Annotated in this window: 19 protein-coding genes; 2 read left to right on the top strand and 17 right to left on the bottom strand. The window is 42.0% G+C overall.

Annotated features, from left to right (window positions below; genetic code table 11):
- Nucleotides 1-54 precede the first annotated feature (54 nt).
- The 4 genes from ABDZ72_RS11120 to sleB form a co-directional block, all read right to left on the bottom strand.
- Nucleotides 55-654, bottom strand: a complete 600-nt coding sequence (locus ABDZ72_RS11120) for a lysophospholipid acyltransferase family protein (protein WP_343753056.1) — start codon at nucleotides 652-654, stop codon at nucleotides 55-57.
- Complete coding sequence (gene cmk / locus ABDZ72_RS11115) at nucleotides 651-1346, bottom strand: (d)CMP kinase (RefSeq protein WP_343753739.1); 696 nt, start codon at nucleotides 1344-1346, stop codon at nucleotides 651-653. The genes ABDZ72_RS11120 and cmk overlap by 4 nt, the downstream gene beginning before the upstream one ends.
- Before the next feature lie 237 nt (nucleotides 1347-1583).
- The gene (ypeB, locus tag ABDZ72_RS11110) at nucleotides 1584-2957 is read right to left on the bottom strand and encodes a germination protein YpeB (protein WP_343753054.1); all 1374 of its coding nucleotides are present in this window, start codon (nucleotides 2955-2957) and stop codon (nucleotides 1584-1586) included.
- Nucleotides 2958-2972: 15 nt separating this feature from the next.
- Nucleotides 2973-3803, bottom strand: coding sequence for a spore cortex-lytic enzyme (gene sleB / locus ABDZ72_RS11105; RefSeq protein ID WP_425542376.1), 831 nt, complete (start codon nucleotides 3801-3803; stop codon nucleotides 2973-2975).
- Nucleotides 3804-4019: 216 nt separating this feature from the next.
- On the opposite strand from sleB, the gene ABDZ72_RS11100 reads away from it, so the two are divergent.
- The gene (locus ABDZ72_RS11100; RefSeq protein ID WP_343753052.1) at nucleotides 4020-4991 is read left to right on the top strand and encodes an asparaginase; all 972 of its coding nucleotides are present in this window, start codon (nucleotides 4020-4022) and stop codon (nucleotides 4989-4991) included.
- 174 nt (nucleotides 4992-5165) lie between these two features.
- On the opposite strand, the gene ABDZ72_RS11095 is transcribed toward ABDZ72_RS11100, so the two are convergent.
- The 7 genes from ABDZ72_RS11095 to ABDZ72_RS11065 form a co-directional block, all read right to left on the bottom strand.
- Nucleotides 5166-6164: a YpdA family putative bacillithiol disulfide reductase gene (locus ABDZ72_RS11095; RefSeq protein ID WP_343753735.1), complete on the bottom strand. Its 999-nt coding sequence runs from the start codon at nucleotides 6162-6164 to the stop codon at nucleotides 5166-5168.
- A gap of 189 nt (nucleotides 6165-6353) precedes the next feature.
- Nucleotides 6354-7634: a Glu/Leu/Phe/Val family dehydrogenase gene (locus tag ABDZ72_RS11090; RefSeq protein WP_343753050.1), complete on the bottom strand. Its 1281-nt coding sequence runs from the start codon at nucleotides 7632-7634 to the stop codon at nucleotides 6354-6356.
- Between the two features lie 155 nt (nucleotides 7635-7789).
- Entirely contained in the window at nucleotides 7790-8371 is a 582-nt protein-coding gene (locus ABDZ72_RS11085; RefSeq protein ID WP_343753048.1) for a genetic competence negative regulator, read from the bottom strand.
- Between the two features lie 279 nt (nucleotides 8372-8650).
- Nucleotides 8651-9040, bottom strand: coding sequence for a hypothetical protein (locus ABDZ72_RS11080; RefSeq protein WP_343753046.1), 390 nt, complete (start codon nucleotides 9038-9040; stop codon nucleotides 8651-8653).
- On the bottom strand, nucleotides 9018-9620 hold the full coding sequence (locus tag ABDZ72_RS11075; RefSeq protein ID WP_343753044.1) for a CPBP family intramembrane glutamic endopeptidase: 603 nt from the start codon (nucleotides 9618-9620) through the stop codon (nucleotides 9018-9020). Before ABDZ72_RS11075 ends, ABDZ72_RS11080 begins: the two co-directional genes overlap by 23 nt.
- A complete protein-coding gene (locus ABDZ72_RS11070; RefSeq protein WP_343753042.1) occupies nucleotides 9595-11142 on the bottom strand; it encodes a RecQ family ATP-dependent DNA helicase in 1548 nt (515 codons plus the stop codon). The genes ABDZ72_RS11075 and ABDZ72_RS11070 overlap by 26 nt, the downstream gene beginning before the upstream one ends.
- A 78-nt stretch (nucleotides 11143-11220) precedes the next feature.
- Nucleotides 11221-12270: a YpbB family protein gene (locus ABDZ72_RS11065; RefSeq protein WP_343753040.1), complete on the bottom strand. Its 1050-nt coding sequence runs from the start codon at nucleotides 12268-12270 to the stop codon at nucleotides 11221-11223.
- Nucleotides 12271-12485: 215 nt separating this feature from the next.
- Between ABDZ72_RS11065 and ABDZ72_RS11060 the strand changes: the two genes are divergently transcribed.
- Nucleotides 12486-12740 (top strand): ferredoxin, encoded by a 255-nt coding sequence (locus ABDZ72_RS11060; protein ID WP_343753038.1) that lies wholly within the window; start codon nucleotides 12486-12488, stop codon nucleotides 12738-12740.
- Between the two features lie 120 nt (nucleotides 12741-12860).
- Here the strand turns inward: ABDZ72_RS11060 and ABDZ72_RS11055 are convergent, their stop codons facing one another.
- The 6 genes from ABDZ72_RS11055 to resB all read right to left on the bottom strand — a co-directional run bounded on the left by ABDZ72_RS11055 (nucleotide 12861) and on the right by resB (nucleotide 20108).
- Complete coding sequence (locus ABDZ72_RS11055; RefSeq protein ID WP_343753037.1) at nucleotides 12861-14039, bottom strand: hypothetical protein; 1179 nt, start codon at nucleotides 14037-14039, stop codon at nucleotides 12861-12863.
- The gene (locus tag ABDZ72_RS11050; RefSeq protein WP_343753035.1) at nucleotides 14036-14575 is read right to left on the bottom strand and encodes an RNA polymerase sigma factor SigX; all 540 of its coding nucleotides are present in this window, start codon (nucleotides 14573-14575) and stop codon (nucleotides 14036-14038) included. The genes ABDZ72_RS11055 and ABDZ72_RS11050 overlap by 4 nt, the downstream gene beginning before the upstream one ends.
- Before the next feature lie 128 nt (nucleotides 14576-14703).
- Nucleotides 14704-16464, bottom strand: a complete 1761-nt coding sequence (locus tag ABDZ72_RS11045) for an ATP-binding protein (RefSeq protein WP_343753733.1) — start codon at nucleotides 16462-16464, stop codon at nucleotides 14704-14706.
- Nucleotides 16464-17180: a response regulator transcription factor gene (locus ABDZ72_RS11040; RefSeq protein ID WP_343753033.1), complete on the bottom strand. Its 717-nt coding sequence runs from the start codon at nucleotides 17178-17180 to the stop codon at nucleotides 16464-16466. The genes ABDZ72_RS11045 and ABDZ72_RS11040 overlap by 1 nt, the downstream gene beginning before the upstream one ends.
- A gap of 66 nt (nucleotides 17181-17246) precedes the next feature.
- The gene (gene ccsB, locus ABDZ72_RS11035) at nucleotides 17247-18443 is read right to left on the bottom strand and encodes a c-type cytochrome biogenesis protein CcsB (RefSeq protein WP_343753031.1); all 1197 of its coding nucleotides are present in this window, start codon (nucleotides 18441-18443) and stop codon (nucleotides 17247-17249) included.
- A 33-nt stretch (nucleotides 18444-18476) separates the two neighbouring features.
- The gene (resB, locus tag ABDZ72_RS11030) at nucleotides 18477-20108 is read right to left on the bottom strand and encodes a cytochrome c biogenesis protein ResB (RefSeq protein ID WP_343753029.1); all 1632 of its coding nucleotides are present in this window, start codon (nucleotides 20106-20108) and stop codon (nucleotides 18477-18479) included.
- Nucleotides 20109-20110 lie beyond the last annotated feature (2 nt).

The raw sequence follows: 20110 nt of genomic DNA, 5'->3' as shown, positions 1-20110 counted from the left end.
ATACAAACAACCTAACTTAAAAAATATTGTATCTATAACTTCTAATAATTATAATTATTTGTCAAGAGATGCATGCTGAGAATAATCGATCAGGTTCTGAATTTCTTCCATAATGGCTTCAGCTGCATCTTTAGCGGCCGTTTTCGCCGAACGGTGTGTCTCCATGTCCATGGGTTTTCCATAAATTACCGTCAGTCTCCTCCCGGGTTTATAGGAGCCTATAATGGCGCATGGAACAATAACGGCATTGGATCGCAGCGCGAAAAAACCGGCCCCTGCCAAAGGTTTGCCAACCGTACCCGTTTTACTCCGGGTCCCTTCTGGAAATAGTCCCAGTACATTGCCGTCCTTCAGTATGTCCAGACCTTGACGCAATGCATAACGGTCGGTTCCCCCTCTTTTCACGGGAAACGCACGAATAGCGTTTAACAACGTTCCCAATAATGGGCGTTCAAACAGTTCTCCCTTGGCCATAAAGGAAATATCCCGCGGGGAAGTGATTCCGACAACCGGTGGATCCAGATTCGAAATATGGTTGGAGCAAATAATGACCGGTCCTTGATCGGGAATATTGTCTTTTCCAATAACACGAATACGGTATAAAGGAAAAAAAATGACGGAAACAATGGCTTTTGCAGTTTTGTATAAACTCATCCAGACCCTCCCTCGTTAATAATGGCTTGATTAACTTTCTCAAGAATGGATGAGGCAACGTCATCGATAGTTAAATCCGTTGTATCCAACGCGATGGCATCATCTGCTTTTACCAACGGGGCAGTCTCTCGATTGGAATCAATCCGGTCTCGCTCTTCAATTTCGTTTTTTAATGTTTCAAAATCGGTGGTCAATCCTTTTTGCATATTCTCATCATAGCGTCGTCTTGCCCGTTCTTCAACCGATGCTTTTAAAAAAACTTTAACCTCTGCGTTTGGAATAACGTGAGTTCCGATGTCCCGTCCGTCCATAACAATATCGTGTTTATTGGCCAGTTTACGTTGACGCTGAACCATTTGTTCACGTACGTTTGGGTGTTTCGCAATATGAGACACGCTGCCTGTCACCTGTTCGGTGCGAATAGCTTCCGTCACATCATCGCCATCCACTCGAACACGCTGACCACTCTTACCCTGTTCCAGATCTATATCCGTCTTCGCCAGCAAGTCAACAATAGATTGGCTGTCTTCCGGAGATATCCGGTTCTGAAGCACTTTCCATGTCAATGCCCGATACATAGCGCCCGTATCTATATAGATAAATGATGATTTTTCTGCAACGATTTTGGCCACGGTGCTTTTTCCGGCAGCAGCCGGCCCATCAATAGCAACCCTGATCCCTTTCGCTTCCATACCTGCCATTGCTTATTATTCATTCCTCTCATATCAATCCTGACGGCAACTTTATGTATCCGTTAACCAAAATGATAACATATATAAGAATAAAAGTTCTACTCGAAATATCTATATATGCCATTCTTTTTTTGACTGTTGCCATTCAATCTTTTTATATAGATTATCGTAGGAGCTGATAACAATGTGAAAGATTCTGCCATCATGCAGCAACAACCCGTCTGCATGGTACAAACATCAAGGAAAAAGGGAAGAAACAACTCTTCCCTCTGAAACGGATGCAAAATTTATTTCCGTGCCGTCCAATTTTTCCACTTTTTCTTCCTTACCGTTTATTGCATTGATGAAAATACGGTATGTCTCATTTTCAAGCACACCAAGAAATTCGTAGACCAGTACTTCCTCACCAATATCATTGTCAATCACTGCCATGTTTTCTTCGTTAATTGTTACTTCGGGATTGACTTTCTCTTTCGCTTCTTCTGGCGACAGCTCAGGTTCCGGAATATCACGCTTTTTATGGTTCATGAAATAATTTCTGGATGTCAGTCCCAGCAAATCCCCATTATCCAACGCAACTTTTACTTCGATCGCATCGGAGTATATCCGGACACCATCCTGATTATAAAGAAACGAATAAACACCGACATTGTCGAATTGATTGCTTTGAAACGATACCATATCGTCAAAATCAAATTGATTCAAATAGCCTTTTGCTTGTTGCAATCCTTCATTCAGGCTTAGATTCTTTTTGCTGACTTCCCGGTTCACTAATAGTGTGAGTGGGTGTCCACCTTTTTTCGACATATCCAAATACCCGTTTTCATCGCCATTATTGTACGAAATACTGTAAATCGGTAAATTGGCGCCTTTTCCGCTTTCAGTAACTTTCAATTTATTATCATTGTCAATGTCAAACATTTGTTTACTTCGTTTGATGGCTTCCTCTTGTCCAATATTGTTTCCTTTGAGATTTTTATATTCGTGTTCTTTTGAAGAGGTCCCGGTAAGTGATGAATCAACGTTGCTTTCAGAAAACCCTTCCACTTTCTTTTCCACTGTTTTAAACCCATCAACAATCGTATTATCCGATTGCTCATCCTGGGTAGCCAAAGCCATTTGAACATCCATCCAACGAAGATCTTCCTCCAACACTGTATTTTGAACACGTCGCAGTTCATCCTTCAAGTTACCGGATTGTTTGTAAAGGCTCTCCAACGTTGATATTTCTTTATCGCTTAACGGTTTCTTATTTAAATCTCTGACAGCCGTCCGATACGTAAAGTCACCTATTTTGGACAGGAATTCTTCCGTTTTGTTGAATGGCATTAATGTCAATGGAAGTTGCCCAACATTTGATATTGCATCTGAGGTGAGCCTCCATATGTCAATCATTTGCGGGGACAGACTTTCTTTTGAGTTCATAGCTAATGCTGTTCCTATTTTATCATGGAGAATATCCATATGATAAGATAATTCATGAAATGCTCGCTGATAATTATTTTCAGCCTGTATCAGGATGGAGTTTTTCTCCTGATGCTCCTGGTAGCCCCAAAATGCAGTGCCTGCAACACCCAATGCAAGAACGGATATCACTATCCAGCGCAACATACTGATCGCTCCTTCCTATTTAGCATAAATATGTTTTCCGATCTTTTTAATTTGCGGCCTGGACCATATCCAATCCGATGTTGCCGTATTCGGGTTAAAATAATACAACGCATTGCCGGAAGGATCCCAGCCGTTAATGGCATCGAGAGCTGCTTCTCTTGCTGTTTTGTTCGGTTCCAGCCAAATTTGTCCATCCGCAACAGCAGTGAATGCTCTCGGTTCAAAAATCACCCCTGATACCGTATTAGGGAATGTCGAGCTTTCGACCCGGTTTAAAATAACAGAAGCAACAGCTACTTGTCCGACATAAGGTTCTCCTCGTGCCTCTCCATGTACCGCATTGGACATCAATTGAATATCATTTTTGGAGTAACCCTGCGGAACGTTTGCGGCACTTGGTTCCACATTGTTAGATGTATTTTGATTTTGTTCCGCGTCGCCACCAGAATCGGGTTTCGTTTGTTTAGACGGATCCACACCACCATAATATGTGAATTCATTTCCCTTTTGTATTTGTTTTTTAACAAAGCCTTCATCATAGTTGGACGCATCAGCCAATTTCTGTTTCGTCTTCTGTCCGGCCAACCCGTCAATTGTCAAACCGAAATCTTTCTGAAAGTTACGGAGTGCCCAGTATGTACCCCATCCGAACACACCGTCTATGTTTCCTTTGTAAAATCCGATATATTGCAATCTTGCCTGCAGTTCAATTACATCTTCTCCGGTCGCACCTTGCTGAATAACCTGCGACGTAAATGCATTCGCCGGATTTGGAGAAGAGGTTGTTTGCGATCCCACAATTAAAAAACATAACATGGTAAACAGGAACCATTTTTTATAGGTCATCTTATATCCTCCTGATAGTCAAGTATCATGTTAATTTTATTTTTTTACATAACAACCTTTTTATTCATCAGGATTACGTATCATCAAAAACACTACCATAAAACGATACATCAGAAGAAAAGATTCTGAGAGAGACATTCGCAACCCTTCCTATTAACGCAGCATTGTCGTATGATGGGTTTGGGAAAGAAAACACAAAAAACGAAGGTGATTCTTTTGAAAACAATTGCATTGATTCATACCGGAGGAACGGTTTCCATGAGGACAGATAAGGCAAGTGGGGACGTAACGACCGCAAATAAACATCCGATGACAGATCTTACGTATTACTTTCAATCAATTGCAAATGTGGTTGAATACATACCATTTTCACTTCCATCGCCGCAAATAACGCCCGCGCACATGTTGCAGCTAGCTCAAAAGATCCATGAACTATCTGACACATACGACGGATTTGTCATAACACATGGAACGGATACATTGGAAGAAACGGCCTATTTTCTTGATTTGTCAACATCTGTGCAGCAACCGATCATTATTACTGGAGCGATGCGCTCTGCCAACGAAATAGGATCCGATGCATTATACAATTTGATCAGTTCCATTCGTACAGCGGCACACCCACAGGCATGGGATCAGGGAGTGCTGGTTGTTATGAACGATGAAATACATACAGCACGCCATGTTTCAAAGACGTCTACTAGCAATGTGGCAACGTTTCAGAGTCCGCAAAGTGGACCAATCGGCATGATCACAAAACAGTCGATTCTTTTTTACCATGCTATTCTCAAGCGGCATACATACCGAATAAACCACTTGACAAAAAAAGTGTTTTTGTGTAAGGGGTATGCAGGGATGGACGAGGAATTGTTGGAAACAGTGAAGCAAGCCAAGCCGGACGGGATCGTGATTGAGGGGCTTGGAGAGGGAAATTTGCCGAACAATACGGTTGCATCACTGACGTCGTTTGTAAATGACAATATACCGGTCCTAATGGTTTCACGGTGTCATACCGGAATGGTTCAACCCACTTATGGGTATGAAGGAGGCGGAAAACAGTTAAAAGAGATGGGGATTATATTTGCTGGCGGATTAACAGGCCCCAAAGCAAGAATAGAATTGCTGATGGCCCTGGAGGAAACTGGGAATCCTAAAAAACTTAAACAAATATTCGAACAAGCACATTAATCCGGATACGGTTTGCTTTAAAACCAGCAACAAAAGGTCAGGAACACTGTTTCAACATTCAACACGTAAAAATCCGAACGGGATTCAAATCTGACGGACAGATCTGAATCATCGTTCGGATTTTCCTCGATATCGTCATTAAGATCCAGCCTTCTAAACACCTTGATTCAACAGCTAACTCTTCGTATGCATGACCTGTTTGTCAACAATGGATTCAGCGATCATGTTTCCATGATGACGGCCATTTTCAATAAAAATTTCGTTATTATTGTATCCGGCGGCAACAACACCTGCGACATATATACCGTCTATATTCGTCTCCATGGTCTCGCTGTCAAAATGGGGACGCCCAGTTTCTTCATCAATTGCAATACCCACGTCTTTCAAAAAGTCATGATCGGGTTTATATCCAGTCATGGCGAAAACAAAATCATTGTCAACTTCTTTGGTTGTATCACCGACTGTATAAATCACTTTATCATCTGTAATTTGTTCAACGCATGCATTAAATTCCATCTGTACAATTCCTTTTCGGACCAATGACTCAAACTCCGGCAATATCCATGGTTTGATGCTTTGGGAATAGTCATCTCCATGATATAGCACCGTAATATTGGCACCTGCTTTATGCAATTCCAGTGTGGTATCAACAGCTGAATTTTTACCCCCAATAACGGTCACGTTTTTATTAAAATAAGGATGCGCTTCCTTAAAATAATGCATTACTTTCGGCAATGTTTCACCAGGAATACCCATGTGATTCGGCTGATCATAATAGCCAGTCGCTATAATGATATTTTGAGCCACATACACGCATTCGTCCCCATTCTTTTGTTTCCGTGTTTTAAGGTGAAAATCATTGACATCCGATGTGATTTCCTGAACTTTTTCGAAGGCATTTATCCGTAAATTCTCACGGCTGGCAACGGCCCTATAATAAGCCAGCGCTTGATTGCGTACCGGTTTTTGTCTTTCTGTAATAAATGGAATTCCACCTATTTCCAGTTTCTCACTTGAACTGAAAAACGTTTGGTGTGTCGGAAAATGGTAAAGAGTATTAACGACATTTTCCTTTTCAATAATCAAAGGAGTTATCCCCTGTTTTTGCAGTTCGATGGCACAGGACATACCACAAGGACCGCCACCAACAATAATTGTATGTTCTTTTTGCAACTTACACACTTCCTTATCAAAACTTTTTGCCATAACTTCTCCGGACACCCTATTTTAACATAGAATGTTATATCGGTTATGATTTTTTAATGAACGAACGGAAAAACTCTTATCCCGCGATACATGACAAGAGTTTTTCCGTCACTACTTTTATTGGATTCAGTTGGCACCCGGCACCCATCATCTGGTCTAAACCCAACCACGAAAACGTGCGGCTTCGGCCATCTTCCGTACACCAACCATATAGGCTGCAAGACGCATATCAACACGTCTCGTTTCGGAGGTGTTATAAATATTATTAAAGGATTTTATCAAGTTTTCATGAAGTTTTTCATCAATTTCTTCCGCAGACCAGTAATAACCTTGGTTATTCTGAACCCATTCAAAATAAGAAACGGTGACGCCGCCTGATGATGCAAGAACATCCGGAACGAGCAAAATCCCCCGTTCAGACAGTATTCTTGTTCCTTCCAATGTTGTCGGCCCGTTGGCAGCCTCCACGACTATACCGGCTTTGATTTTGTTCGCATTTTGTTCCGTAATCTGATTTTGAACGGCTGCTGGGACTAAAATATCACAATCTAATTCAAGCAGTTCATCATTTGAAATGGTATGATCAAATAAATTCGTAACCGTTCCAAAACTGTCCCGACGATCCAGTAAATAATCTATATCAAGACCATCAGGATCATGCAATCCGCCGTAAGCATCCGATATACCAACCACTTTGGCTCCGGCATCATGCAGGAACTTGGCAAGGAAACTGCCAGCATTTCCAAAACCTTGTACAACAATTCTGGAGCCTTCAATATTAAGGCCTTTCTTCTTGGCAGCTTCATTTATACAAATGGTGACACCCTTTGCCGTTGCGGACTCTCTGCCGTGAGATCCACCCAGAACAATCGGTTTCCCCGTGATGAATCCTGGATTGTTAAATTCATCAATGCGACTGTATTCATCCATCATCCACGCCATTATTTGTGAGTTGGTAAACACATCCGGTGCAGGGATGTCCTTATTGGGGCCAACAATCTGGCTGATAGCACGAACATAACCCCGGCTCAGCCCTTCCAATTCCCGAAATGACATTTCACGGGGATCACAAATGATGCCGCCTTTACCGCCACCATACGGCAAATCAACAATACCGGCTTTGAGACTCATCCATATCGATAAAGCTTTTACCTCTTTTTCCGTCACATTTGGATGAAAGCGTACCCCGCCTTTAGTTGGACCGACAGCATCATTGTGCTGTGCGCGATAACCGGTGAAAATTTGGATATCACCATTATCCATCCGCACTGGGATTCTTACTGTCATCAGCCGCATCGGGTCTTTCATCAATTCAAAAACTTCGTCAGGATAACCTAACTTATTCAAAGCATTTTTAATGACAGTGTGTGTGGAATGCAACACGTCCGTATTTTCAGTCTTATCCTTGGCAGATTCTGCTGCGTTATCGGCTACCATGCATTTACCTCCTAAATGATCTAAAATATTTTATTCAGCTGCGCTCCGACTTCAGTATACACCTTCATCATAAATATGCAATAAAACAAACTGATCGTTTCCCGAGGAACTACAGATGATAGCGGCTGCGCCTGTTAGACCGCAACCGCTCTTGTTCATTCATGAAAAGCAGTCATTATTTTACCGACGGCACATGAGTCCATAATCACCTTTCCATATTCCTTCAGCCTATGGGAAGTAATAATGCTTGGGACACCGAATTCAGACATGATGGCAATAACATCTTCCCTGCCCTTTTGCTGAAGTTCCGCTTCCTCCAACACCATATAATAACGGTCATTCATATGATATATTTGCCCTTCTTTTACCGGCAATGCCGCGAGATAGGCCGACACTTGAATAATGTCTTCAAAGTCAGAAAACGAAAAGATTAATTCCTTGCTCTCATCCAAGGTTACTTTCATCTCGACAAAGTCATAATCCAAGTCCGACTCACTCGTTTTTTGTGTGACAACAACGTGCATGCCTTGTGCTTGCATTAACTGTACCCGAACGAGCAACATACCTTCCAGTTCAAAACCCAATTCGGAACTTGCTTCATACATCATATCGCTGAATAAATGCCGCACATTTGCTGCATCATGCCACAGATCTTCTTTTGTAAAGCCGCGGTCAACCAAGTCATCAAACGTAAGGAATATAGTAAATTGGCTGTCGGATACTCGCTCAATGCGCATAAAGCATCCCCCTTTTCCAGTACATATCAATGCTGCCTTATTATGATTGAATACATTCATCCCTTATGGCAGCATTATCCTTTACTATACTATATGCTAATACAGCCATAATTGAACATGATAATTGACACTATGTAGATTTATAACTGCTTTCCTGTTTATTATTCCTAAAATCCTATTATACTAACGATTGTCGCAAAAGAAAAGCATTCCGAAGGCTCACCCGTAGCATTAAAAGTTATTGAAAAATAATGAGAATAACGTTGAGCATATTATCCTTTACATGCGCTGAATGAGTTCAAATAATTCGTTATCCCAAAGGAAAAACGCACCACCAAACAGTATCAGAAGCACAATAATGACGCTTAACATCCTCCAACTGGCTCGGTTCAATTTCATTTTCACACGTTTATGTTTAACAGTATGCACGTCCCGGCGTGGCGGCAAATCCAATATATCAACCTGCTGCCGTGCTGATGTATCCCTTTTCTCATGTTCCGACATTGCCTCAACGCCGTGAATGTTGGAGCGATTGCGTGATGATTCATTTGTTTCCTGGCTCGTTCCTTCGTTCCAACCGTCTTTTTTATTTTCTTCACTTTCCACTTCATCCACCAATTCACGCAAATCCTTGGCTTGATCGTTATCATCTTTTATTTCTGTGCGCAACTCGCCCGCCTCCCTTTCGAAAACGAATAATCAAACCCAATACAAAATCCACTGTGAAATGTGCCAGGATCACGACAGCCAGATTTTTTGTAATGTCAAACATATAGCCGATATAGAAGCTGACCATGAGAACAGAAATAAACAATACAGGTTTGGTTAGATAACGTATATGAATCACAGCGAACAAAACACTGGCAATGACATACCCGAATGTTGTCTGGATAACCCCGCGGAAAAGCAATTCCTCGCTGACAGCTGCTGCCAGTGCCAGTCCAAATATCCCTAGAATGGATCGGTTATGAAAAAGTCGTTCATTCACACCACCATCATCATAATACGTTTTTGGGAAAATGGCCATAAGAAACAAATCAACAATGACAATAATGACACCTGTGAGCAGTCCATAATACGCCATCTCATATACTTGCATGTGAAATAGATCAAGCCATACATTCATATTTCCAAAAAAGACCAAACTTAGAACGAGGCTGGCACCAGCCAGTAGCAGTTGAGTAACGATCACCTGTTTCATTAATTCTCTATCCGATAATTGTTTAATTAGTTCGCTCTGTTTTTGCATATGACTCCTCAGCGAAAAATATATGTTTTAATTTTGTTTCCCAAGTTAAACTGGGTCGGTACTGGCTTGTCTGTACCGGTGACCAATGTTTAAATGAAAAATCGCAATTACTGCAGCATGCATACACAGGCGGTTTATACGAATCCTGAAATCCTTTGTAAAGCTCACGGCGAAGACAATGTCGCTCCTGAATCCAACGGAGCATTTCCTGTAATTTCTCATGTTTCCACTCCAACCGATTGCCGATAAGTTTTCCTATATGTTGCAAGGCCCGATCCCAATAACCCTGATCGTAAATCATTTGATTGTTCTTTATTAGTCCATGCCATTCCATCTGATAGTGCAAAAAACGCCATTGGATTTCATTTAATCCTAGTGTCTGCAACAATTCCTCTGTGGTCGGTAATTGCTCCCACTGTCTCAATTGCCTTCCAATATGAGGCAAATCGTCTGCTTTCGGTAATTCATTTTCAATGATGGAATGCGGAATAGCCTGATCTGACGGACTATAAAGCAGCAAACTGATACTGGACTTTCCATCACGTCCAGCTCTGCCGATTTCTTGTATATATGACGCCATCTGCATCGGAAAATGATAGTGAACGACCATACGGATATTTTGTTTATTAATCCCCATTCCAAATGCGCTTGTACAGCAAATCACATCTATTTGATCATTCATAAACTGCTGCTGAATAGTAATTCTGTCCATTTGATCCATATCACCATGATAAAAAGCTATACGATGTGAAGACATATGTTCCGAAAGAAATGCTGCCACCTCTTCCGTTTTGCGCTTGCTTGAGAAATAAATCAGTGCTGGTACCCGGAAACGTTTTAACAAACTTACAATAATGTCCTGTTTTTCTTGTTCACCGGTTACCTTTTTCACAGAAAATGTTATATTATCACGGTCCATCGGATATATATGTTTTTTTATTTCCTGTCGGTTGAGTGATGTTGCAATATCATCCTGCACTTCTGGTGTTGCTGTCCCGCTTAAAGCCATGACAGGCGGGTGATTCAGCAGATTCAAAACGTCTGCAAGCCGTAAGTAATCCGGGCGGAATTCATGTCCCCATTGCGATATGCAATGCGCTTCATCAATAACAAACAGTTTAACGGTCATTTCTTGCAACCATTGAATGATCGATCGTTGCTGCAAAAGTTCCGGAGATAAGTAAATCAGTTGATACTGATCCAACCCCTGCAGGACATGTTTTTTTTCCACTGGATTCATGAAACTGTTTAAGGATACGACGGATTTAAAACCGACCGCTTTCAGCTGTTTCACTTGATCCTCCATTAACGAAATAAGCGGCGAGACAACGATTGTGACACCACCCAGAAGTGTTGCCGGCAATTGATAGCATAAAGATTTCCCCGATCCTGTCGGAAGAACCCCTAGTACATCATTACCAGCTAGGCTGTCCCTTATAATTTCTGATTGTCCAGGACGGAATGAGCTTATTTTGAAGTATTTCCACAATTGTTGTTTCAACTTATGTATGTCCAATGTCATCCCCCATTTCTACGTAGTTCAACCTCGTCATTTTGTTTCGATACGGAGTATGTAACCGTCTCCCCCCTTCCCGCTCACTTATTGCGGTAGTCGTTCCATAGCCAGAACAAGACGGATCTGAAAATAACTGATCGAATCATCCACCGCCTCTTTAATATCTTTTAATTTATAGGTCAATGTTGTTTGCATGGCTTTTTTGATTTCCATCTGCTCAGCTAAATTAACATACATGCTGAATGGGAAGTTATGATCATACAGCGCTATTTCAACAAGATGGTCATAAATGGTATTCAATTTCAAGTTACGGTAATCGGCAATGTTTTCAGCTGTAAAGTGATTATCCAATAAGATTTTTGTTTTCTTGGCTGATTTCGATAGCTTTGATTCGTTCGGAAGCTCTCTCAAAAATTGTGCCAGAAGAGGAAACATTACCTGTTTCTCTTTGGCAATCGCCATCATGCGATGAACAATCGCTGTTTTGTATAATGGAACATCCTGTTTATTAACACCGTACACTTCACTTACTTGAAAACTGCTCCATCCATAATGCTGATACCCTGTCAAACTATCGGTAAACATAGATGCTTCCCATTCTTTAAAATGTGTCAACATCAAGTGCAGTTCGGCATACAGATTGTTTAGAAACGACTCTTGCTCATTCCGATACATATAAAATGTTCGTTTCACCCACTCCGTTACAATCGGGTTATCAACAACCGGGATAAAGGTCATATTTTGCATTCTGCTATTAGTCAATGTTTGAATAAGCAAAAGCAATCGTTCCTGAAAAATAGGGGCGGACCGGCTGTATAAAAGCCCGTTAAAGCAATTTACGGGTAGCTCGTCTATATGCTCCTTCACCCATTGGCGTCCCTTCTCCATCGGCAGTGCTGTGGATTCATTTGTTAGCTTCAAATAGTCCCCCATATTAAGTTTAGATACGAGCTGATCCAAATCCTGTTTCCGGAGTGTGGGATGGATGCCATAGAACTGTTCCAACTGATAGAGACGGGCATCCTGCACGGTTTGGATAGCTCGCTTTCCCTTAAGCAGATGATAGATAGCGGATACGCTCCGTCCCCCTTGAAACCGCGAGCAACATGTTAAAATAATCGCATCAAACAGCATTCGTCCTCCCCCTTTTCACGGCATTAATTGCTTTATACATATATATTTCCAATCTTAACACGTCAGCAACCAGTTGAAATGTCGACTGGATCAATTTACAATAAACGATATGGAATCATTATAGAAACGCACGGATACGGATGATTCCCGTTTTACGACACTAGGAAACTGGACATTTCCGGTCATCAATGCGTTTGAGCAAAGGGATGAGACATATGTCTAAATTTACCATCGTTGATCAAGAAACATGCATTGCCTGTGGAGCTTGCGGTCTCAATGCACCAAATCTATTTGATTATAACGATGAGGCACTTGCATACGTGATGTGGGACAATAATCAGGGAACCGGCAGGATACCGGAACACTTGCAGGATGATATGATGGATGCGTATGAAGGCTGTCCGACCGATTCCATTAAAATTGCGGATAGCCCTTTTGACGGAGATCCGTTAAAGTTTGAGGAAGCCTGAAACGATATCACATACAAAGGAACCATTCAAAACCATTCTGAATTCATCTTAAACATATCTATTTGAAAAGTCAAAAAAGCACCCTTACATCATTTCTTCAATAAGGGCGCTTGTCATAAATTAGAAGGAACGAGATATTGGATTTGCGCCAAGAGGAACGTTTAACGGTTCGGTTAAATCGTATGGACCTGCCTGTTCTTCACCGGCATGCGAAAATCGCACTTCCTCGTAACCGAAACGTTTAGCCGTCATGAGGATGGCATCAATCATTGTGACTAGCTCCTGATTTTTTGGCACGTTTTTATTTGAACGAAAAGAAAGCAGGAGCTGCTGTCCATTGTCGCTGACGGACAGGTTGGTGTTTTCCGGCACACTTCCGGAAACGTGAAAGGCTTTTTCATCGTTTTTCATTTCATCCAAAGCAGCGCTGAAGTCCGTCTGGTCTGTAACGGGCACTTCGATGAGGAATGTCCTATTTCCTTTTTCCGGCTTATGAATTTTATAAACCACTTTACCGGAACGTAAGGGAAGCTGTTTTACTCTTCCAATTTTGCCAAGGTCCACCTCTTCTGTAAACACCACTTTGTTCACCTGATATGGCTTAAACATGCTTGCTAGAAGATTTTCTAGCATATAACTTCCGCTTGATCCTTGCTTTGTGGGCAAGAAGTTTTCCGGAAATGTTGCTTTCACTTGCTGATTGGCTTCATCCAATTGGAATGATGTCTCCCCGAACATATAATGACTGGTCCCCCACGCTTTCTCCTGCATATACTGTCCCAATTCATTTAAATAGTCATTTTTATTGACTTCAGCCGGAGCCGTAAAAGACAGAGGAATAACATATTGTCCCTGAACATCAGCTACTGCACCATGTATAACAGTCCGATTTTTTTCCGACGACCGAACAACGAGGGGGTGTTGTGTCTTATCATATCGGTCAATGGTTGAACGCTCTTTCTCATTATCAAACATTTCCGGACGGTCCGTTTCATTTCCACTGCTTTCCTCTACCCTATTAGCCCTGTCTGATGCATTATCAGCACTATCCTCGCCTGCCCGCTGCATGGATTCCCCATTCAGCAGCAACGGGGCCAGGACAAACAGCAATCCGAGCGCTATAACACTGCCCATGATCGGCCAAAAAGCGAACCATTTCTTTTTGTGTGAGGCATCTTTTATGCGTTGCTTAGAAGAGATACGCCGGAATAAAGTGTCTTTATCAAGATGGTCCCTGACTTCAGGCATTTGTCTCAATGTTTCTTGCAAATGTTTGTCTTTTCGGTTCTGTTTTTTCATGGCGCATTTCCCCCTTCCTCCTCATGATGTTGGTTCATATACTTTTGCAATTGCTTTAATCCACGGTGCTGTGTCGTCTTCACTTTGCTTGTGCTGAAATTTAAAATATCAGCTGTTTCTTGAATACTGAACGACTGCATATATCGCAGTAGAAGAACACTCTTTTGATCCGGCGTACATTTGTCCAAGTAGTAATACACTGTGCGAATCATGTCATTTTGCGTAGCAATTTCATCGGGTAATAAATGCTGATCACGCACAATATGTCCTTTTTCGCTCCAGTCAAAAAAATCCAAAATCCGTTTACGTTTTCGCTTCTGCTTCCGGAAATAATCAACGGTGATATGGCGTGCTATCGAAAAAAGCCACGTCTTCTCACTGCTGTCTCCACGGAATGAGTGATGCGACTCCATTACTTTGATATATACATCTTGAACGAGATCCTCACATATATGCCGATCTTTAACCATATAAAAGATAAATTGATATAAGTCATTATGATAGTTTGTGTAGAAATGCTCGAAAATGGAATCCATTCCAATCCCCCATTCCATTTTATAGTCGTCTGAATCCATTATTTCGTTACAGTTAGGATAAAAAAAGCTGCAAAATACCAATCATACGTTGGTATTTTGCAATGAGCTTTGTGGGGCATTCAACCGTGTCATGCTTGCTGCGGCAAATGGATTTCAAACGTTGTCCCCTCATTCTTCGTGCTCTTAACGGTGATCGAACCACCGTGAGCCTCCACGATGTTTTTAGCAATCGCAAGACCTAAACCAGTTCCTTTTTTCTTTCCATTTCGAGTTCTGGATTTATCAGCTTTATAAAAACGTTCAAATACAAATGCCAGATCATCTTCCGGAATACCTGCGCCATTGTCCTTAATGGAGGCGTAAACATTTGTTTCCGAACTTTCAACAGTTACCGCAACAAAACCATGATCGTCTGTATGTCGGATAGCATTATCAATCAAATTGGTAAAAACTTGTTCCATGCGGTCGGGATCGATGACAATGGATTCCGTTTCCAATTGTTTATCGAGATGTAGTGTGACATCGTTTTCCTCGGCCAGACCCTTAAACTTTTTCATAATCCGATCGATGTAGGCGCCGGCATCAATTGTTTCTTTATTCAGTTGATTATGTCCTGCTTCCATACGGGCCAGGTCAAGCAATTCGTTGACAAGGCGGCCCATACGCATTGATTCATCACGAATGATCTGGGCAAGCTCATTTTTCTCTTCTTTCGATTCAGCGACACCGTCAACGATGGCTTCGCTGTACCCTTGCAGCATGGAAATGGGTGTTCGCAGTTCATGCGAGACATTTGCTATAAAATCTTCTCGAAGTTTATCAGATCGTCTTTCCTCCGTCATATCCCGAAGTACAGCCACAGCTCCACGTACGTGGGATTGATCGTAAAGCGGTGTCATAATCATCACCCATGTACGCCCCTGGGTCGTTATTTCCTCCGTGGCTTCTCTTTCATCCTGAATAACGCTCGCCAACAGTTTCGTTAATGGCTCGGGGGCTTTGGATCGATCCTCAGCAATGTCATAGTCATTTTCGTAGTATAAATTCTCGATAAACAATTCAGCCGGCCGGTTCGTAATTTGCATGTCACCATTACGGTTCAGTGTAATAACGCCATCGGCCATGGAGCTGACAATGCTGGATATTTGTTCTTTTTCCTGCCTTAAGGCATTGATGTGAAACTTCAACTGCCGCCCCATTCGGTTAAATGCCATCGCCAATTCACCAATTTCATCACGGGTAAGGATAGGAACCTTGGTATTAAACTCACCTTTTGTGAGATCAACTGCTGCTTCACGCATTTTAATTAATGGAGATGTAATCTTGGTTGAAAGAAAAAAGGCAAATATGGTCGTAAGGATAATCGCAATCCCGGCAGCCAGCAAGATAATTTTTGTTGTTTCAGCCTTTGTTTGGTTGACAATATCCAATGATTGATAGACAAATACAGCACCCTTTTGTTTAATTGGTATTCCAACAACCATCGCTTCGATATTGGTATCGGGAAGGAGTGTTTGCTTTTTAACGTTTTCGTCGTCTGTGAAAGCACCTTTCAGTTCGTCGTCATCATGAAGCCAATCAGCATTCAGTTTGTTCAGGTCGCTATCTGTGCTGTCCGACGCCCAAGACGTTCCATCACTATAAATGACACTTACCCGACTCAGCGGATCTTTGACCAATTCAGCATTCTCCTGGGCCAATTGCTGATCTTCATATTGCACAACCATTCTTGAGACTTGATTAGCGGTTTGCAACATATCTTTTTCCGCTTGATTAACATGGTAATTTTCAAAAAATTCAAGCAATAGTATAGTTAAAATAAATAATACAAAAGAAACTAGCAATAAGATGGTCATTGCTAGTTTCCCTACAACACTGCGCCAAAACATCATGCGTCATCCACCTCGAATTTATAACCGACGCCCCACACTGTCACAATCATATCAGCAGCTTCTTTGGACACATTTGTCAGTTTTTCACGCAGCCGTTTTACATGTGTATCAACTGTACGCAAATCCCCGAAAAATTCATATTGCCAAACTTCTTTCAGCAACACTTCCCTGCTGAATACCTTATCGGGATCTTCAGCCATAAAACACAATAATTCGTATTCTTTTGGCGTAAGACTCACGTCTGTACCATCCGCTGTTACACGATGGGCATCATAATCAATCGTCAGATGAGGAAAGACAATAAGACTTTTGGTCTGAGTTTCCGCCTCCTGATAATCATGTGACGCTGCACGCCTGAGCACAGCCTTCACACGCAACACGACTTCACGAGGGCTGAACGGTTTGACAATATAATCATCGCTTCCCACTTCGAAACCCTCGACGCGATTGGCTTCTTCTCCTTTAGCCGTGAGCATGATAATGGGTGTTGATTTTTGTTTACGCAATTCTTTTGCAACCTCAATGCCATCCATCTCCGGCATCATGATATCAAGCAAAATAACATCATAATCATGATCCAGTGCAAGTTGCAACGCTTCTGTTCCATCCACCGCTTCCTCGACTGTGAAATCTTCTTTTTCCAAGTACATTCTTACCAGTCGCCGAATTCTGTCTTCATCGTCAACAACCAAAATTTTGGCGTTTGTCTTCATGGAATCCCTCCATTATTGTGCCATCACCCTGACTAACAGCCGACAGCTCAGTATGATTTTTATGTTTTACGCATAGGAATGAAGGCCGGCCAATACCAGATTGACAGCAACCAGATTAAACATAATGATGGCAAATCCTCCGACGGCAAGCCAAGCTGATTTTTCACCATGCCAACCTTTCGAAAGGCGCAGATGAAGGAATGCTGCATAAAAGAGCCACGTTACCAGGGCCCATACTTCTTTGGGATCCCAACCCCAAAAACGATCCCATGCCTCTTGCGCCCAAATGGATGCAAAAATCAGACCCCCCAGTGTAAATACTGGAAAACCGATGGCGACAGCTCTGTACGAAATTTCATCAAGCATGTCCGGCTTTGCTTTGAGCAGAAACGGCTGAATGAAAGCGCCGACGCGCTTACGCAGAATCAACCGAGCGAGACCATATAATATCAATCCCGTTATGACAGACCAAATAACCGTGTTGAACTTCCGGGCGGCATCGACGCCTTTCATCCAGCCCGGCGCTTCAAATAATGGATTCATCCGGTCACCTGTAAGCAGTTCTCCTTCATTCGGACCAGCTATCGGTGGCAGATGATAGTCGGTTGTTTGTGTCGTGCCGTTGACACTGTACTCAAATTCCGCCGAATACCCCGACACATTAAATGCTGTGGAAATAATGCTGAAACCGGCGAAAATAAATATGGAAAGCAGTACGACTTCCAGCCATATTGTCCGCTTGCTTCTGACAGACTGATCAATTTGCCTGATTAAGTAAATCAATCCTGCTACAAAACTGATCGATAAAATAGCCTCACCGAGTGAAACTGTCGTCACATGGATATACAGCCAATTACTCTGCAGCGATGGGACAAGTGGTGCGACCTCGGTCGGGAATACACTGGCATAAGCGATGACAATGATGGCTATCGGTAAGGCGAATAGTCCCAAAATATTTAGCCTATAAATAAAGTAAAGGATGATGAACGCAAAAACAAGCGCCATCCCGAAGAATGTCATAAATTCAAATAAATTACTAACAGGCGCGTGTTTACTGGCAATCCACCTCGTAATAAAGTAAACAATCTGCGCCAAAAATCCAATAATGGTCAGTGTGATTCCAATTTTTCCGCTAATACCGACACCTTTATTGGAGTTTTTATTTTTATCCCGTATCGTCGCACCAAAGAAAAAAGTGGCAATCAAATAAAGGATGAAGGCCGTATACAGCATGGCACTGCTAACGTTAATTAATGAGTCCATAGTCATATCCTCCTTTAAGCAGTCTTCTTAAGCTCATTCCGTTTCTTGCTGATCTTGAACCATGTTCACGTTGGTATCCGCTATCATACGTTCGATATCCTGCCTCAGGCCAAACCAGTTTTTGTTCGTATGACCTGCAACCAGGATGCCTTCCCCCTTTGGATGTAGCCAGATTCTGCGATGTTGCCAGTACATGCCTTGGCTGACACCAATCATAAAGATCACTGCACCGATGATAAACAATGGCAACGTATAGTCACGTTTGACAGACAACCCGCTTGCATATCGTGTTTCAAAGTCTTCTATACCTAATTTGTAGTCATTTTCTCCCGTTGCATCGATGTTTTTCCCAATACCGACGAAACTCGTCTCCGGTTCTTCATTTCCCGGCGGATGAATGGTGAAAACAAACGCCGGATTTCTCGGATAAGGTGTCTTCGATGCCGGTTCCTCTTCCTGTAGTTCGTAATCCGGGTAATATTGGGTGACTCCAACCTGGAATCCATTATCCAATTGGTACGTTTCTTTTGGATCCGTCAAGTCAATAGAGAACGAACCCAGTGATGCTTCCTCAGGATCGTCCGTCTTATGAATTTTAAACGACATACGTTTAAATTCATTCTGCTGGTAACCGGACTGATAAAGGGTGTATCCATCAAACTCTAGCGGCTCATTCATGCGAATACTATCTTCGGTTACTTTTTTTAAATCCGGATCGGCACCGGCTACATCGTCCCCTTGTTCTTTATAGATGACGGCATTGGTCTGATAATTTTTAGCAACATTTCCTTGTTTTTCGATCGCGTTCTTAAATCGTTCGTCATCTTTGTCATACGTTTCCAAAATGAAATCCTTATTTTCAATGTAATATTCCTTGTCTGTACCGGGGATGACTGTTTGTTCTCCTTCGCGTACCCAAACATACTCATCCATATACATAAATGATGTCATCCGCATTAACGCTGCAATAAGGACAATAATAAGACCAAGATGGTTAACATACGGTCCCCAACGGGAAAACCGCCCTTTTTCAGCCAGAACGTGCCCATTGTCTTCCCATACTTTATAACGTTGCTTTTTTAAACCGGAAACCAATTTTTTCTTTTCATCGGATGATACGTGTTCCGTCTCACTGAATAAACGCTGCCTTTTGAGAAAGGTATCATGGCGTCGTGGTTTTTGCATTTTCAATGTTTTATACAACGGAACGAAACGATCAATACTGGAAATAACCAATGACATACCAATAAAGGCAATCAGGAGCATATACCACCAGGACCCATATAGATTGTGAAAGCCAAGTTGGTAGTAAATCTGTCCCAAGATGCCATACTGTGCTTCATAATAAATAGACGGATCCTGTGTTGCATCTGCCGGTATGTATTGTTCCTGCGGGAAAATCGTCCCGATGGCTGAAGCAGTCAAAGCTAACACAATCAACCATACCCCAACTTTAACGGAAGAGAAAAAATTCCATGTTTTATCAATGATTGATTTATTATATGTCTGCGAGCGGCGTGCACTGCCATCATAACGCATGTTCAACAGTTTCCGTTTATCATTTCCGTCAATATGTTGATTGCCTTCAACCGGTTTGCCGCATGCTTCACAGAGAACTGTTCCTTCCGGATTGACATGGCCGCACTCACATTTTATTTTTTCCATTT

The sequence above is a fragment of the Lentibacillus halophilus genome, assembly GCF_039522485.1.
Classification (GTDB): Bacteria; Bacillota; Bacilli; order Bacillales; family Amphibacillaceae; genus Lentibacillus; species Lentibacillus halophilus.
Note: the sequence above shows the minus strand (reverse complement) of the source record. Positions and strands in the feature narration are given on the sequence as shown.

Coding starts and splice junctions, on each gene's coding strand:
- ccsB (WP_343753031.1), bottom strand. CDS start 18,443: ATGGACTCATTAATTAACGTTAGCAGTGCCATGCTGTATACGGCCTTC.
- ABDZ72_RS11050 (WP_343753035.1), bottom strand. CDS start 14,575: ATGGATTCCATTTTCGAGCATTTCTACACAAACTATCATAATGACTTA.
- ABDZ72_RS11040 (WP_343753033.1), bottom strand. CDS start 17,180: ATGAAGACAAACGCCAAAATTTTGGTTGTTGACGATGAAGACAGAATT.
- ypeB (WP_343753054.1), bottom strand. CDS start 2,957: ATGTTGCGCTGGATAGTGATATCCGTTCTTGCATTGGGTGTTGCAGGC.
- ABDZ72_RS11045 (WP_343753733.1), bottom strand. CDS start 16,464: ATGTTTTGGCGCAGTGTTGTAGGGAAACTAGCAATGACCATCTTATTG.
- ABDZ72_RS11075 (WP_343753044.1), bottom strand. CDS start 9,620: ATGCAAAAACAGAGCGAACTAATTAAACAATTATCGGATAGAGAATTA.
- ABDZ72_RS11090 (WP_343753050.1), bottom strand. CDS start 7,634: ATGGTAGCCGATAACGCAGCAGAATCTGCCAAGGATAAGACTGAAAAT.
- sleB (WP_425542376.1), bottom strand. CDS start 3,803: ATGACCTATAAAAAATGGTTCCTGTTTACCATGTTATGTTTTTTAATT.
- ABDZ72_RS11070 (WP_343753042.1), bottom strand. CDS start 11,142: ATGACATTGGACATACATAAGTTGAAACAACAATTGTGGAAATACTTC.
- ABDZ72_RS11055 (WP_343753037.1), bottom strand. CDS start 14,039: ATGAAAAAACAGAACCGAAAAGACAAACATTTGCAAGAAACATTGAGA.
- resB (WP_343753029.1), bottom strand. CDS start 20,108: ATGGAAAAAATAAAATGTGAGTGCGGCCATGTCAATCCGGAAGGAACA.
- ABDZ72_RS11065 (WP_343753040.1), bottom strand. CDS start 12,270: ATGCTGTTTGATGCGATTATTTTAACATGTTGCTCGCGGTTTCAAGGG.
- cmk (WP_343753739.1), bottom strand. CDS start 1,346: ATGGAAGCGAAAGGGATCAGGGTTGCTATTGATGGGCCGGCTGCTGCC.
- ABDZ72_RS11085 (WP_343753048.1), bottom strand. CDS start 8,371: ATGCGCATTGAGCGAGTATCCGACAGCCAATTTACTATATTCCTTACG.
- ABDZ72_RS11060 (WP_343753038.1), top strand. CDS start 12,486: ATGTCTAAATTTACCATCGTTGATCAAGAAACATGCATTGCCTGTGGA.
- ABDZ72_RS11120 (WP_343753056.1), bottom strand. CDS start 654: ATGAGTTTATACAAAACTGCAAAAGCCATTGTTTCCGTCATTTTTTTT.